General features: G+C 67.7%; 11 protein-coding genes. 4 read left to right on the top strand and 7 right to left on the bottom strand.

What is annotated here, in order from left to right; translation table 11 throughout:
• Positions 1–247: 247 nt before the first annotated feature.
• On the top strand, positions 248–1,723 hold the full coding sequence (locus CP984_RS19535; protein WP_003978881.1) for a CCA tRNA nucleotidyltransferase: 1,476 nt from the start codon (positions 248–250) through the stop codon (positions 1,721–1,723).
• 66 nt (positions 1,724–1,789) lie between these two features.
• Here the strand turns inward: CP984_RS19535 and CP984_RS19530 are convergent, their stop codons facing one another.
• The 4 genes from CP984_RS19530 to CP984_RS19515 form a co-directional block, all read right to left on the bottom strand.
• Positions 1,790–2,422, bottom strand: coding sequence for an LppU/SCO3897 family protein (locus tag CP984_RS19530; protein WP_032919955.1), 633 nt, complete (start codon positions 2,420–2,422; stop codon positions 1,790–1,792).
• A gap of 112 nt (positions 2,423–2,534) precedes the next feature.
• Positions 2,535–3,794 (bottom strand): MFS transporter, encoded by a 1,260-nt coding sequence (locus tag CP984_RS19525; RefSeq protein ID WP_003978883.1) that lies wholly within the window; start codon positions 3,792–3,794, stop codon positions 2,535–2,537.
• A gap of 78 nt (positions 3,795–3,872) precedes the next feature.
• Positions 3,873–4,955 (bottom strand): inositol-3-phosphate synthase, encoded by a 1,083-nt coding sequence (locus tag CP984_RS19520; protein WP_003978884.1) that lies wholly within the window; start codon positions 4,953–4,955, stop codon positions 3,873–3,875.
• A gap of 48 nt (positions 4,956–5,003) precedes the next feature.
• Positions 5,004–5,681 (bottom strand): PadR family transcriptional regulator, encoded by a 678-nt coding sequence (locus CP984_RS19515; protein ID WP_003978885.1) that lies wholly within the window; start codon positions 5,679–5,681, stop codon positions 5,004–5,006.
• Positions 5,682–6,046: 365 nt separating this feature from the next.
• Between CP984_RS19515 and CP984_RS19510 the strand changes: the two genes are divergently transcribed.
• Together CP984_RS19510 and CP984_RS19505 are read left to right on the top strand one after the other, a co-directional pair.
• The gene (locus tag CP984_RS19510; protein ID WP_030178673.1) at positions 6,047–8,740 is read left to right on the top strand and encodes a transglycosylase domain-containing protein; all 2,694 of its coding nucleotides are present in this window, start codon (positions 6,047–6,049) and stop codon (positions 8,738–8,740) included.
• Positions 8,741–8,847: 107 nt separating this feature from the next.
• Positions 8,848–10,341, top strand: coding sequence for a glycosyltransferase family 87 protein (locus CP984_RS19505; RefSeq protein WP_003978887.1), 1,494 nt, complete (start codon positions 8,848–8,850; stop codon positions 10,339–10,341).
• 75 nt (positions 10,342–10,416) lie between these two features.
• Here CP984_RS19505 and CP984_RS19500 read toward each other — a convergent pair whose 3' ends face one another.
• From CP984_RS19500 to CP984_RS19490, 3 genes are all read right to left on the bottom strand, one after another.
• Positions 10,417–11,448, bottom strand: coding sequence for an alanine racemase (locus tag CP984_RS19500; RefSeq protein ID WP_003978888.1), 1,032 nt, complete (start codon positions 11,446–11,448; stop codon positions 10,417–10,419).
• A gap of 59 nt (positions 11,449–11,507) precedes the next feature.
• On the bottom strand, positions 11,508–12,626 hold the full coding sequence (locus CP984_RS19495) for a lipid II:glycine glycyltransferase FemX (protein ID WP_003978889.1): 1,119 nt from the start codon (positions 12,624–12,626) through the stop codon (positions 11,508–11,510).
• Between the two features lie 129 nt (positions 12,627–12,755).
• Positions 12,756–13,073: a hypothetical protein gene (locus CP984_RS19490; protein ID WP_003978890.1), complete on the bottom strand. Its 318-nt coding sequence runs from the start codon at positions 13,071–13,073 to the stop codon at positions 12,756–12,758.
• Positions 13,074–13,301: 228 nt separating this feature from the next.
• On the opposite strand from CP984_RS19490, the gene rpsF reads away from it, so the two are divergent.
• Complete coding sequence (rpsF, locus tag CP984_RS19485; protein ID WP_003978891.1) at positions 13,302–13,592, top strand: 30S ribosomal protein S6; 291 nt, start codon at positions 13,302–13,304, stop codon at positions 13,590–13,592.
• Positions 13,593–13,668: the final 76 nt, after the last annotated feature.

Here is a 13,668-nt window from a genome sequence, read left to right as displayed (position 1 = left end):
GGCCGTTCACTCCCTTGGAACCCTGCCGCCTCGGCCACGCGTTCGCCCGTCCCTCGTCGTCGTCAGTGGTCGTCGGAATGTGCGTCCACGCATGGTAACGAGACCCGCTGGGGGGAAGTGCTGGGGACCGGTCCACAAGATCGCTCGGCAGCCGGGCGGGAGCGTTGCCCGTCCCCGTTTCCTGCGCCGCCCGGCGCCGCCGCCGACAGGACGCCTCGCGCGACGCGGCCACGTACCCTGTTCTGTTGTGCCGAACGCCAACAATGACTTCCCCGCCCCGCAGCCCGAGCGGACCCCGCAGTCGACGGACGCGCTGAACCAGGTGCAGCGTCGCGCCGTCGGAGAACTGTTGCGGGTGTCCCCCGTCGCGGACGATCTGGCCCGCCGTTTCCAGGAGGCCGGGTTCACGCTTGCCCTGGTCGGCGGCTCGGTACGGGATGCCCTGCTCGGCCGGCTCGGCAACGACCTCGACTTCACCACCGATGCCCGCCCCGAAGACGTGCTGAAGATCGTCCGGCCGTGGGCGGACGCGGTGTGGGAGGTCGGCATCGCCTTCGGCACCGTCGGCTGCAAGAAGGACTCGTTCGACATCGAGGTCACCACGTACCGCTCCGAGGCGTACGACCGGACCTCGCGCAAGCCCGAGGTGTCCTACGGCGACTCCATCGAGCAGGACCTGGTGCGCCGGGACTTCACGGTGAACGCCATGGCGGTGGCGCTGCCGCAGAAGGAGTTCATCGACCCGCACAACGGCCTGGAGGACCTGGCGGCACGTGTCCTGCGGACGCCGGGAACGCCGGAGGAGTCCTTCTCCGACGATCCGCTGCGGATGATGCGGGCCGCCCGGTTCGCCGCCCAGCTGGACTTCGAGGTGGCCGAGGACATCGTCTCCGCGATGAAGGCCATGGCTGAGCGCATCGACATCGTCTCCGCGGAGCGGGTGCGGGACGAGCTGAACAAGCTGCTCCTGGGTTCCCACCCGCGCAAGGGCCTCAAGCTGCTGGTCGACACGGGGATCGCCGACCGGGTGCTGCCGGAGCTGCCCGCGCTGCGCCTGGAACGTGACGAACATCACCGTCACAAGGACGTCTATGAGCACTCGCTGACGGTGCTGGAACAGGCCATCGACCTCGAAGAGGACGGCCCGGACCTGGTGCTGCGGCTGGCGGCGCTGCTGCATGACATCGGCAAGCCCAGGACGCGCCGTTTCGAGAGCGACGGCCGGGTCTCCTTCCACCACCACGAGGTGGTGGGGGCGAAGATGGCCAAGAAGCGGATGACCGCGCTGAAGTACTCCAACGACATGATCAAGGACGTCTCGCTGCTGGTGGAGCTGCATCTGCGCTTCCACGGCTACGGGACGGGCGAGTGGACCGACTCGGCGGTCCGCCGCTACGTGCGGGACGCCGGCCCGCAGCTGCGGCGTCTGCACAAGCTGACGCGTTCGGACTGCACCACCCGCAACAAGCGCAAGGCCAACGCCCTCTCCCGTGCTTATGACGGGCTGGAGGAGCGCATCGCGCGGCTGCAGGAGCAGGAGCAGCTGGACTCGATCCGGCCGGACCTGAACGGCAACGACATCATGCAGGTCCTCGGCATCGCTCCCGGCCCGGAGGTCGGTAAGGCGTACAAGCATCTGCTCGAACTGCGGCTGGAGAACGGCCCGATGGAGCGGGAAGAGGCCGTTGCCGCTCTGCGGGAGTGGTGGGCCGCGCAGCAGTGAGTGCGTGGTTTCACGTGAAACACGACGGCGAGTGGCGTCGTGTTTCACGTGAAACAGGGACCGGCTCTACTTCTTGATGTCTTCGAGGCAGAGCACGACCTTGTTGCGGTGCCGGCGCCCGGTGGCTTCCGAGTAGGCGTTGTACTTCGTCAGGTCGCACAGCTTCTCGTCGGTGGTGTCGTCATGCACCTCGGCGACCTTGTAGGCGGCATCGGAGGCGGTGCAGTCCACCTTCTCCATGTCCGGCCGGATGGTCGTGCCGTTGTTCTTCATGCAGTCACCGACGGCGGCCTTCTTGGCGTCCGTGCCGAAGAGGGAGTTGAAGCCCGCGAGGCCGCCGAGTACCAGGCCCAGCACGACAAGGCTCAGGACCACGCGGAAGACCTTCCGGCCCACGCTGTCCGAGCGCTGGGGCCCGGGCGGCTGGGGTGCCCCACCTTGCGGGGGCATGCCGTAGGGCTGCTGCGGGGGTGCTGCCTGCGGCCAGGGAGCGCCCTGCTGCTGCGGCATCTGCGGCGGAGGAGCGTAGCCGCCCTGCGGCTGGCCGTACGGCGCGTTGGGCGCCTGCGGGGGCTGGCCATATGGAGCGGGTCCCTGCGGCGGCTGCCCGTACGGAGCGTTCGGTGCCTGCGGGTACGGGTTCTGGCCGTAGGGATTCTGGCCGTACGGGTTCTGCCCCGGAGGCGGCGGCATGGTCATGAAGGTCCCCCTGAAAGCGATGCGTCCACGTGTGAGCTGAAAGCACGTAACGTATCGGGTCGCGAGGTGACCCTGTCGCCGCTGGGGTCCCCCAGGGCTGGGCGTCAGGAGGCTAGCGCCGTACGCAGCGGATCAGCGACACCGCGGTCGCCGCGTAGAGCAGAGCCACGGCGATGACGAGAACACCGGACCTGCCGTCCGGCGGCAGCATCAGCGCCGCCACGGCCGCGGCACCGACGTAGGCGACGTTGAAGAGCATGTCGTAGACCGCGAAGACACGGCCGCGGAAGGCATCGTCCACCGATGACTGCACCACCGTGTCCGTGGAGATCTTGGCGGCCTGGGTGCTGAGGCCGAGGACGAAGGCGGCGATCAGCAGCGGTACGTACGCGAAGGAGAGCCCCAGGGCCGAAGTCAGCACAGCCGACAGCCCCGCACAGCACGCCATCCAGGCCAGGGGCGTGTACCTGGCGACGGCCGACGGCGTGATGACGGCGGCAGCGAAGAAGCCCGCCCCTGATACGCCGACGGCGATCCCGAGGAGCGCCAGTCCCCCCGACTCGCTGTCGGCCCACGCGTACCGGCACAGCATCAACACCGTTACCGTCAGCGCCCCGTAGCAGAAGCGCAGTACGGTCATCACCGTCAGGGCCGCCGCTGCGGTACGTCGTTCCAGGAGGTGGCGCAGCCCATCCACCAAGCCGCGCGTGGTGCTCAACAGGGCCGCACCGACACGTGGTTGGAGCTGGGAAGGGTCCGGCCCCAGTAGTCCCGGGCCCATGCGCAGCGAGACACCGGCGGCGCACAGATACAGAGTGGCGGCCAGAAACACGACGACCGTGTTCGACTGCGCCCCCGCCAGCCGGACGGCGAAGGCGAGCCCACCGCCCGCGGTCGTCGCGAGCGTGCCGGCGGTCGGGGACAGGGAGTTGGCCACGACCAGCTGCTCCGTACCGGCGACCACACGCGGCAAGGATGCCGAGAGCCCGGCCAGCACGAAGCGGTTGACGGCCATGACGGAGAGCGCGGAGGCGTAGAAGAGCCAGTCGGAAGCCCGCGCGGCGATCAGGCCGGCGGTGCCGACGGCGAGCACGGTACGCAGCAGGTTGCCGTACAGCAGGACCTGCCGACGGCGCCACCGGTCGAGGAGAACACCTGCGAAGGGGCCGAGCAGCGAATACGGGAGCAGCAGGACCGCCATGGCGGAGGCGATGGCCGCGGGAGACGCCTGCCTCTCGGGCGAGAAGACGACGTAGGTGGCGAGCGCGACCTGGTAGACACCGTCGGCGGCCTGCGAGAGGAGCCGTACGGCCAGCAGGGAGCGGAAGTCACGCAGCTGAAGCAGTACGCGGAGGTCACGCACAACGGACATGAGGACCAGCCTCACACAGCACACCGGCCCCCGGACGGAATTTCCGGGGGCCGGCGGGCTAGCGGGACGGCGCGGTGCTCAGCGCTCGACCTCACCCTTGATGAACTTCTCGACGTTCGCGTGCGCCTCGTCGTCGAAGTACTGGACCGGCGGCGACTTCATGAAGTACGAGGACGCGGAGAGCACCGGGCCGCCGATGCCGCGGTCCTTGGCGATCTTCGCGGCGCGCAGGGCGTCGATGATGACACCCGCGGAGTTCGGGGAGTCCCAGACCTCCAGCTTGTACTCCAGGTTCAGCGGGACGTCACCGAAGGCGCGGCCTTCGAGGCGGACGTAGGCCCACTTGCGGTCGTCCAGCCAGGCGACGAAGTCCGACGGGCCGATGTGGACGTTGTCCTCGCCCAGCTCGCGGTCGCGGATCTGCGAGGTGACGGCCTGGGTCTTGGAGATCTTCTTGGACTCCAGGCGCTCGCGCTCCAGCATGTTCTTGAAGTCCATGTTGCCGCCGACGTTCAGCTGCATCGTGCGGTCCAGGACGACGCCCCGGTCCTCGAAGAGCTTGGCCATCACGCGGTGCGTGATCGTGGCGCCCACCTGCGACTTGATGTCGTCACCGACGATCGGCACACCGGCCTCGGTGAACTTGTCCGCCCACTCCTTGGTGCCCGCGATGAAGACCGGCAGGGCGTTGACGAAGGCGACCTTGGCATCGATGGCGCACTGGGCGTAGAACTTCGCGGCGTCCTCGGAGCCGACGGGCAGGTAGCACACCAGGACGTCGACCTGCTTGTCCTTGAGGACCTGGACGATGTCCACCGGCGTCTCGTCGGACTCCTCGATGGTCTGGCGGTAGTACTTGCCCAGGCCGTCGAGGGTGTGGCCGCGCTGCACGGTCACACCGGAGTTCGGCACGTCGCAGATCTTGATGGTGTTGTTCTCGCTGGCACCGATGGCGTCCGCCAGGTCGAGGCCGACCTTTTTGGCGTCGACGTCGAAAGCGGCCACGAACTCGATGTCCCGCACGTGATAGTCGCCGAACTGCACGTGCATCAGGCCGGGCACGCGGCTGTCCGGGTCTGCGTCCTTGTAGTACTCGACGCCCTGTACCAGCGAGGCGGCGCAGTTGCCCACGCCGGCGATGGCTACGCGAACCGAACCCATTCCGGTTGCTCCCTGTGTTCTCGACAAGGCCCCGCGGACTGCGGAGCCTTATGTGGTGGTGTCATCGGACGAATCCGGCCGGGAACCACCCCGACGCCGGGGCAGGCCGCCCGTATCTCCTGACGTGTCCTTCTGGTTCCGCTCAGCGGGGTCCACGGCGCGTTGATCGCGTCCGGCGCGTTCGCTCTCGATCAGCTCGTTGAGCCACCGGACCTCGCGCTCCACGGACTCCATGCCGTGCCGCTGCAGCTCGAGGGTGTAGTCGTCCAGCCGTTCGCGTGAACGTGCCAGGGAGGTGCGCATCTTTTCGAGGCGTTCCTCCAGGCGGCTGCGGCGGCCTTCCAGCACCCGCATCCGTACGTCGCGCGAGGTCTGCCCGAAGAAGGCGAAGCGGACACCGAAGTGTTCGTCCTCCCACGCGTCCGGGCCCGAGTGGGCGAGCAGCTCCTCGAAGTGGCTCTTCCCCTCCGGCGTCAGCCGGTAGACGATCTTCGCCCGGCGGCCGGTGAGGGACGCGGGCGCGGTCTCCGGCTCACTGCCCGTCTCCTCGGTCAGCCAGCCGTTCGCGACCAGCGCCTTCAGACAGGGGTAGAGGGTGCCGTAGCTGAACGCACGGAAGACCCCCAGCGACGTGTTGAGCCGTTTGCGCAGCTCGTAGCCGTGCATGGGGGACTCGCGAAGCAGTCCGAGGACGGCGAACTCAAGGATGCCGGACCGCCTGCTCATGCCCGCCTCCTTGTCCTCGTGCGTTCTTTATGCCGAGCTGATGTATCGACTCGATACATCCAGACGATAGGTCGGGTGCACGGGAGGGACAAGAGGAGGGATGGTGAGCGCCGTCACATCACTGTTTCGTTCCACCCAACCTGACGGATTTGGAGTGAATTTCAACAGTGAGCAGGTTTTGGCCGTGCGTAGTCTGTGCGGCATGCAGACTGCCGGGAACCGTGGGGCGACAGGGGACGTCCCCGTCCTCGGTGTAGTGCGACCCCATGAGCCATATGGGTGCCGTACGTCGGGGGGACCTGAAGCCAACTGCCGCCTTCAGGCGACGAGATAGATAGCGCGCCTGCCCGAGGAGTATTCGTTCCATGAGCGAGCACCGTCGCAAACCGCCCCAGCCACAGGGCGGCGGACGTGCAGCGGCCCGACGAGCCGCACAGCAATCGGGGCGCCGTGCGGCGCCCTCCCGTGGCTCTGCACCCACCCCCGGACCGGCTCCCGACTCCGAAGCGTACGGGCAGGAGCGGCCGGTCGGCGGCAGAGCGGAGGCCCGGCGGGCCGCACAACGCGGCGGCCGGCGGCGCGCATCCGATACGGCTGCGATGGCCTCAGGCAGTGGTCAAGGCGGACGCGGTGGAGGCCGGCGCACCGGCGGCGGTGGTGGCGAAGGCGGTCGTGGGCGCGGCCGGGGAGCGGGCAAGCCCGGCAAGAAGCGGTTCATCGACTACCCGCGGTCCGGCAAGATCGGCTGGCGCCGCTTCGTGCCCTCGTGGAAGCAGGTCCTCACCACCTGCATCGGTTTCATGGCGCTGGTCGTCGGTGCGGCCGGTCTCGCGCTCGCCTACGTGGACATCCCGGACGTGCAGAAGGCGTCGCAGCTGCAGAAAAACGTCTACTACTGGTCCAACGGCAAGCCGATGGTCGTCGCCGGCGGTGGAGAGCTCAACCGCCAGATCGTACCGATCACCTCGATCCCCAAGACCATGCAGGACGCGGTGATCTCCGCGGAGAACGCCTCGTTCTACAAGGACTCGGGCGTCGACCCGATGGGCATCGCGCGTGCGGTCTTCAACATGGCCAAGGGCGGCGAAACCCAGAGTGGCTCGACCATCACCCAGCAGTACGTGAAGAACACGTACCTCGACCAGTCGCAGACCCTCAAGCGCAAGATCACCGAGCTGTTCATCTCGGTGAAGGTGGGCATCAAGGTGAAGAAGGACACCATCCTGGCCGGCTACCTCAACACCGCCTATTACGGGCGCGGTGCGTACGGTATCCAGGCCGCGTCCCGGGCGTACTTCGGCAAGGACTGCGACAAGCTCACGCCGAGCGAGAGCGCCTTCATGGCCGCGCTGCTCAACGGCCCCAACCTCTACGACCCGTACATCTCGACGGAGGCCAAGGGCGCGAACCTCAAGCGCGCCGAGGCCCGCTGGAAGTGGACGCTGGACCGTGAGGTCGAGGTCGGCCGGATGAACAAGTCGGACCGGGACCAGATCAAGGAATTCCCGATGCCCAGGAAGCCCAAGAAGGCCATGGACCTCCGTGGCCAGAAGGGCTACCTCGTCGACCTCGCCAACAACTACATCACGGCGAACACCAAGATCACGGACTCCCAGCTGAAGATGGGCGGCTACGAGATCCACACGACCTTCGACGAGAAGAAGGTCAACGAACTCGCCGAATCCGTGGACAAGGTCACCAAGGAGCACATCAAGCCGGACAAGCGCGAGGTGGACAAGTATGTCCAGTTCGGCGGCGCCTCGGTCGACACGAAGAGCGGCAAGATCGTCGCCATCTACGGCGGCAAGGACGCGACCCAGCACTACACGAACAACGCCGACTACACCGGTGTCCAGGTCGGCTCGACCTTCAAACCGTTCGTGCTGGCGGCGGCGATGACCGACGGCGTACGGGACCCGCACAATCCCGAACGGCGCACCCGGGTCTCACCGAACAGCATCTACAACGGTGACAACAAGCTGAAGCTGCTCAACTACGACGGGACCGTCTGGCACGACAAGGACGGCAAGGAGTGGCACCAGGCCAACGACGGCAACGAGGACCGCGGAAAGATCACCCTTCGTACCGCCATGCAGTTCTCGGTGAACACACCGTTCATCCAGCTCGGCATGGACGTGGGGCGTGACAAGGTGAAGGAAGCGTCCATCGCCGCGGGTCTGCGCGACGACCAGAGCATGGCGAAGACCACCCCGACCTTCTCGCTCGGCACCTCGGCACCGAGCGCGATCCGGCTGGCCGGCGCGTACGCCACCTTCGCCTCCAGTGGCCAGCAGAACGACCCGTACTCCGTCGAGAGCGTCGAGAAGGACGGCAAGACCGAGTACGAGCACACCGCGAAGCCCAAGACGGGCTTCAGCGCGGCCGTCGCGGACAACGTCACGGACGTCCTGAAGACCGTGGTGGAGAAGGGCACCGGTACGGCGGCGAAGCTGCCCGACGGCCGGGAGGCGGCCGGCAAGACCGGTACCACCGACGACAACAAGTCGGCGTGGTTCGCCGGGTACACCAAGCAGCTGGCCACCACGATCGGCATGTGGCGGGTGGACGACCAGGCCAAACAGCAGCAGTTCCTGAAGATGTACGGCGTAGGCGGCGAGGAGAAGATCCACGGCGCCTCGTTCCCGGCCCGCATCTGGGCGGAGTACATGACACAGGCGATGAAGGGCCAGAAGCTCGAAGCCTTCCCGGACCCCGCGCCGATCGGCCAGACGGTCTACGGCGACGGCATGAGCCCGTCCCCGAAGCCCACCCCGTCCGCTCCGGCGCCGACCTCCCCGAAGCCCACCCCGTCCAAGACGGTGAAGCCCAGCGAGCCCGCGAGCCCCACTCCGACCCAGACCTGTGCGGACTGGGACATCGAGTGCCGGCACAACGGCGGTACGTCCAACGGTGGCCAGACCGGTGGCAGGCCGGGGGGTGGGGACACCGGCGGTGTGACCCCGACGCCCGGCCCGAACACGGGAGGGACCGGAGGCGGTGACGACGGTGGCTTCATCGGAGGTCCGGCCGGCGGCGCGTCGGGAGGACGACGCGATTGACCGCTGACTGTTTCACGTGAAACGTGGCGGACGAAGCCCCCGACCCGGTGAATCCGGGCCGGGGGCTTCTCCGCGTTCGGCCCGGGACCGTACGGCAGGATGGGCGCATGACGAGCGTGCGACAGGACGAGCCCGTACGGCCGACGAGGCGGGACGAGGTGGCGGCTGCCGGAAGCGAACTGATCGGCGGTCCTGCCGGACGGCGCGCTGTCTTCCGCACGGGCTGGTGGAACCCGGTCCGCATCGTCGCGCTGGTCGCCATCGGGATGTTCGCGCTCGGCATGGTGCAGAAGCTGCCCTGCTACAACAGCGGCTGGTTCTTCGGCGCCACCAGCCAGTACACCCACGCCTGCTACTCCGACATCCCGCACCTGTACGCGGGGCGCGGCTTCGCCGACGGTCTGATCCCGTACTTCGACAAACTGCCTGGCGACATGGAGTACCTCGAATACCCGGTGCTGACCGGCTTGTTCATGGAGGTCGCCTCCTGGATGACGCCGACCGGGGGTTCGATCCAGCAGCGCGAGCAGATCTACTGGCTGGTCAACGCGGGCATGCTGATGGCGTGCGCGGCGGTCCTCGCCGTCTGCGTGGCGCGTACCCACCGTCGCCGTCCGTGGGACGGCCTCCTGGTCGCCCTCGCCCCCGCCCTCGCGCTCACCGCCACCATCAACTGGGACCTGCTGGCCGTCGCCCTGACCGCTGTCGGGATGCTGATGTGGTCGCGCAGCCGGGCCTTCGCGACGGGCGTGTTCATCGGGCTGGCGACCGCCGCCAAGCTGTATCCGGTGCTGTTGCTCGGGCCGCTGCTCATCCTGTGCTGGCGGGCCGGACAGTGGCGCGCCTACGGAAAGGCCGTGACCGGGGCCGCTGCCGCGTGGCTGGTGGTCAATGTGCCGGTGATGATCACGCATGACGCGTCCGGCTTCCACATCAGGGAGGGCTGGGCGAAGTTCTACACCTTCAGCCAGGAGCGGCCCATCGACTTCGGGTCCATCTGGCTGCTCATCTCCCAGCGCACGGGCAATCCGCTGGAGGACGCGAACACCTACGCCACCCTGCTCATGATCCTCGGTTGCGGTGCGCTGGCCCTGCTGGCCTTCTACGCACCGCGCCGGCCGCGGTTCGCACAGCTCGCCTTCCTGGTCGTCGCGCTCTTCATCCTCACGAACAAGGTCTACTCGCCGCAGTACGTGCTCTGGCTCGTCCCGCTCGCCGCACTGGCACGGCCACGCTGGCGCGACTTCCTGATCTGGCAGGCGTGCGAGGTCATGTACTTCCTCGGCATCTGGATGTACCTCGCCTACACCGGCAACGGCGACAAGCACCAAGGGCTGCCGCTGGAGGGCTACCAACTGGCCATGGTCCTGCACCTGTTGGGGACGCTGTACCTGTGTGCCGTGGTGGTGCGTGATGTGCTGCTGCCGGAGCGGGACGTCGTACGCCGGGATGGTGAGGACGACCCGTCGGGCGGGGTACTGGATCACGCGCCGGATGTCTTTGTGCTGGGCCGAGCGCACCAGCTGTCGCGGCATGCCGTGAAGTTCGAAGGGGCGGCGCAGGTGCGCTGGGGCGTGGCCGGAGATTCCGTCCACCGGTAGCCACGCACACGGAACGGGCCCGGTACGGCAGAGCAGGTCTGCGGTACCGGGCCCGATGCTTTCGTGAAGGGCGGCTCAGCGGTCCACGAGGCGGTCGTACTGCGTCGTGGTGTGCCGCAGGTGCGCCACCAGTTCCTCGCCCACCTGCGGCTCGGGGGCCTCCCCTGGCACGAAGAGGATGGAGACCTGCATGTGCGGAGGCTCCGCGAACCACCGCTGCTTGCCCGCCCACACGTACGGCGAGAGGTTGCGGTTGACGGTCGCCAGGCCCGCGCGGGCCACGCCCTTGGCACGGGGCATCACACCGTGCAGCGCCTTGGGCGACTCCAGGCCCACGCCATGCGACGTACCGCCGGCCACCACGACCAGGTAGCCGTCCGACGCGGCCTTCTGCTGGCGGTAGCCGAAGCGATCGCCCTTGCCGATCCGGGTGACGTCCAGGACCGAGCCGCGGTACTCGGTCGCGTCGTGATCACCGAGCCACAGGCGCGTGCCGATCCGCGCGCGGAACCGCGTCTGCGGGAACTGCTGCTGGAGACGGGCGAGCTCATCGGCCTTGAGGTGGCTGACGAACATGGTGTGCAGCGGCAGGCGGTTGGCCCGCAGCCGGTCCATCCAGCCGATGACCTCCTCCACCGCGTCGGAGCCGTCGGTACGGTCCAGCGGCAGGTGCATGGCGAAGCCCTCCAGCCGCACGTCCTCTATGGCAGCGGCCAGCTTCGGCAGGTCCTCCGGCAGGACGCCGTGGCGCTTCATGCTGCTCATGACCTCGATGACGACCCGCGCGCCCACCAGGCCGCCCACGCCCTCGACCGAGGAGACCGAACGGATGGCACGGTCCGGCAGCGGAACCGGTTCCTCACCGTGCCGGAACGGCGTCAGCACGAGCAGGTCCCCGCTGAAGAAGTCCTTCATGCGGGCCGCCTCGTAGGTCGTCCCGACGGCGAGGAGATCGGTACCGAGGAGGGCCGCCTCCTCGGCGAGGCGCTCGTGCCCGAAGCCGTAGCCATTGCCTTTGCAGACCGGGACGAGCCCCGGGAACTGCTGCAGAACGCTCTGCTGGTGTGCCCGCCAGCGCGCGGTGTCGACGTAGAGGGTGAGCGCCATGGCCGGGCCCGGAACCTTTCTCGTAGCTGCTTTGCGATCGAAACAGACGGGTGGGACGGTCAGCGGCGCGACATGTAGATGTCGAGCGCCTTGTGCAGGAGCTTGTTGAGCGGGAAGTCCCACTCGCCGAGGTACTCGGCTGCCTGCCCGCCCGTGCCCACCTTGAACTGGATGAGGCCGAAGAGGTGGTCGTTCTCGTCGAGCGAGTCGCTGATGCCGCGCAGGTCGTAGACGGTGGCGCCCAGCGCGTAGGCGTCGCGCAGCATCCGCCACTGCATGGCGTTGGAGGGCCGGACCTCACGGCCGATGTTGTCCGAGGCGCCGTAGGAGTACCAGACGTGGCCGCCGACGACCAGCATCGTCGCGGCGGAGAGGTTCACCCCGTTGTGCCGGGCGAAGTACAGCCGCATGCGGTTGGGGTCCTCGGTGTTGAGGGCCGTCCACATGCGCTGGAAGTAGCCGAGCGGCCGCGGCCGGAAGCGGTCGCGCTCCGCGGTGATCTCGTACAGCCGCTGCCACTCGGGCAGGTCCTCGTAACGGCCCTGGACGACCTCGACGCCGGCCTTCTCGGCCTTCTTGATGTTGCGGCGCCACAGCTGGTTGAACCCCTTGTGGACGTCCTCCAGCGAGCGGTTCTCCAGCGGCACCTGGAAGACGTAGCGCGGCTGTACATCACCGAAGCCGGCCCCGCCGTCCTCGCCCTGCTGCCAGCCCATCCGGCGCAGCTTGTCGGACACCTCGAAGGCCCGCGGCTCGATGTGGGTGGCCTCGATGTCCCGCAGCCGCTTGACGTCCGGGTCCTGGATCCCGGCTTTGATCGCGGTGGCGTCCCAGCGCCGGATGATCACCGGTGGGCCCATCTTCACCGAGAAGGCGCCCTGCTGCTTCAGATGCGCCAGCATCGGCTTCAGCCAGTCCTCCAGGTTCGGGGCGAACCAGTTGATCACTGGGCCCTCGGGCAGGTAGGCGAGGTACCGCTTGATCTTGGGCAGCTGGCGGTAGAGGACCAGACCCGCGCCGACCAGCTGTCCGCTCTTGTCGAACCAGCCCAGGTTCTCCGAGCGCCATTCGGACTTCACATCGGCCCAGGCCGGCACCTGCATGTGGCTCGCCGAGGGCAGACTCTGGATGTACGCCAGATGCTGCTCTCGGCTGATGGTCCTCAGGGTCAGGCTCATGCGGGGCGCTCCTCGGCAGGTTTGTCCCCAGGGTCGGGGCTCCGGCTCTCGCGCCGAAGCCTACTGCGACAGGGGAGCGCCCCGTTTGGGTGAAGGGGGGTGCAGCCCCCTTCGCCTGCCCGGGTCCGGCTAGCCGAGGACCCCGCCGAAGAGGCCGCCGTGTGCCATGCCGAGGAAGAAACCGACCGCCGCGGCACCGAGCCCGATGATCAGCAGGAAGCGCTCGCCGGTCGTGGCGGAGATGAACTGCCCCCACGCCCCGGTGCCGATGCCGATCAGTCCCGTCCAGGAACTCAGCAGGTGAAGCTGGTGGAAATGGGCGGTGAAGAAGGCGGTCAAACCGAAGACCAGCGTCACGGCGACCAAGGTGTTCTCGACCGGATGGGCCTTGCCGTCGCTGTTCAGTAGAGAGAGGAGGCCATGCTGCGGCCGGACTGCCTGTGCCATGCGACACCTCCGATGACAGGCGGCGAACTGTAACGCCGCTCACACCCGTTGTGTTCCAGATTGGGGGGATCAGCCTCCGGATTTCAACCGGAGGTGCGCCGGCAGGTACTCTGTACAGTCTGCGCCCACGTCTGCCCAGTCTCCTGGTCGGGCCGGGTGCGGAACGCATCATGACCCTCCTGCCACGGAACGACCGTGGCCGCTGAGTCCAAAGGAGGTGGGTTCAACATGCGTCACTACGAGGTGATGGTCATCCTCGACCCCGATCTCGAGGAGCGCGCTGTCTCCCCGCTGATCGAGAACTTCCTCTCCGTCGTCCGTGAGGGCAACGGAAAGGTCGAGAAGGTCGACACCTGGGGCCGTCGTCGTCTCTCGTACGAGATCAACAAGAAGCCCGAGGGCATCTACTCGGTCATCGACCTGCAGGCCGAGCCTGCGGTCGTCAAGGAACTCGACCGTCAGATGAACCTGAACGAGTCGGTCCTCCGGACCAAGGTCCTCCGTCCCGAGACCCACTGAACGCATCAGCGTCAGCGGTGACCGGGTTCGAGTAGCCACACCAGCAGCCAGCAGCACACCCGCCGAGAGGTTCCCC

This window comes from Streptomyces rimosus (genome assembly GCF_008704655.1).
Classification (GTDB): Bacteria; Actinomycetota; Actinomycetes; order Streptomycetales; family Streptomycetaceae; genus Streptomyces; species Streptomyces rimosus.
The sequence above is the reverse complement of the archived record's forward strand: the minus strand, read 5'-3'. Positions and strand labels throughout refer to the sequence as shown.

Coding starts and splice junctions, on each gene's coding strand:
- CP984_RS19530 (WP_032919955.1), bottom strand. CDS start 2,422: ATGACCATGCCGCCGCCTCCGGGGCAGAACCCGTACGGCCAGAATCCC.
- CP984_RS19520 (WP_003978884.1), bottom strand. CDS start 4,955: ATGGGTTCGGTTCGCGTAGCCATCGCCGGCGTGGGCAACTGCGCCGCC.
- rpsF (WP_003978891.1), top strand. CDS start 13,302: ATGCGTCACTACGAGGTGATGGTCATCCTCGACCCCGATCTCGAGGAG.
- CP984_RS19490 (WP_003978890.1), bottom strand. CDS start 13,073: ATGGCACAGGCAGTCCGGCCGCAGCATGGCCTCCTCTCTCTACTGAAC.
- CP984_RS19510 (WP_030178673.1), top strand. CDS start 6,047: ATGAGCGAGCACCGTCGCAAACCGCCCCAGCCACAGGGCGGCGGACGT.
- CP984_RS19525 (WP_003978883.1), bottom strand. CDS start 3,794: ATGTCCGTTGTGCGTGACCTCCGCGTACTGCTTCAGCTGCGTGACTTC.
- CP984_RS19505 (WP_003978887.1), top strand. CDS start 8,848: ATGACGAGCGTGCGACAGGACGAGCCCGTACGGCCGACGAGGCGGGAC.
- CP984_RS19495 (WP_003978889.1), bottom strand. CDS start 12,626: ATGAGCCTGACCCTGAGGACCATCAGCCGAGAGCAGCATCTGGCGTAC.
- CP984_RS19500 (WP_003978888.1), bottom strand. CDS start 11,448: ATGGCGCTCACCCTCTACGTCGACACCGCGCGCTGGCGGGCACACCAG.
- CP984_RS19515 (WP_003978885.1), bottom strand. CDS start 5,681: ATGAGCAGGCGGTCCGGCATCCTTGAGTTCGCCGTCCTCGGACTGCTT.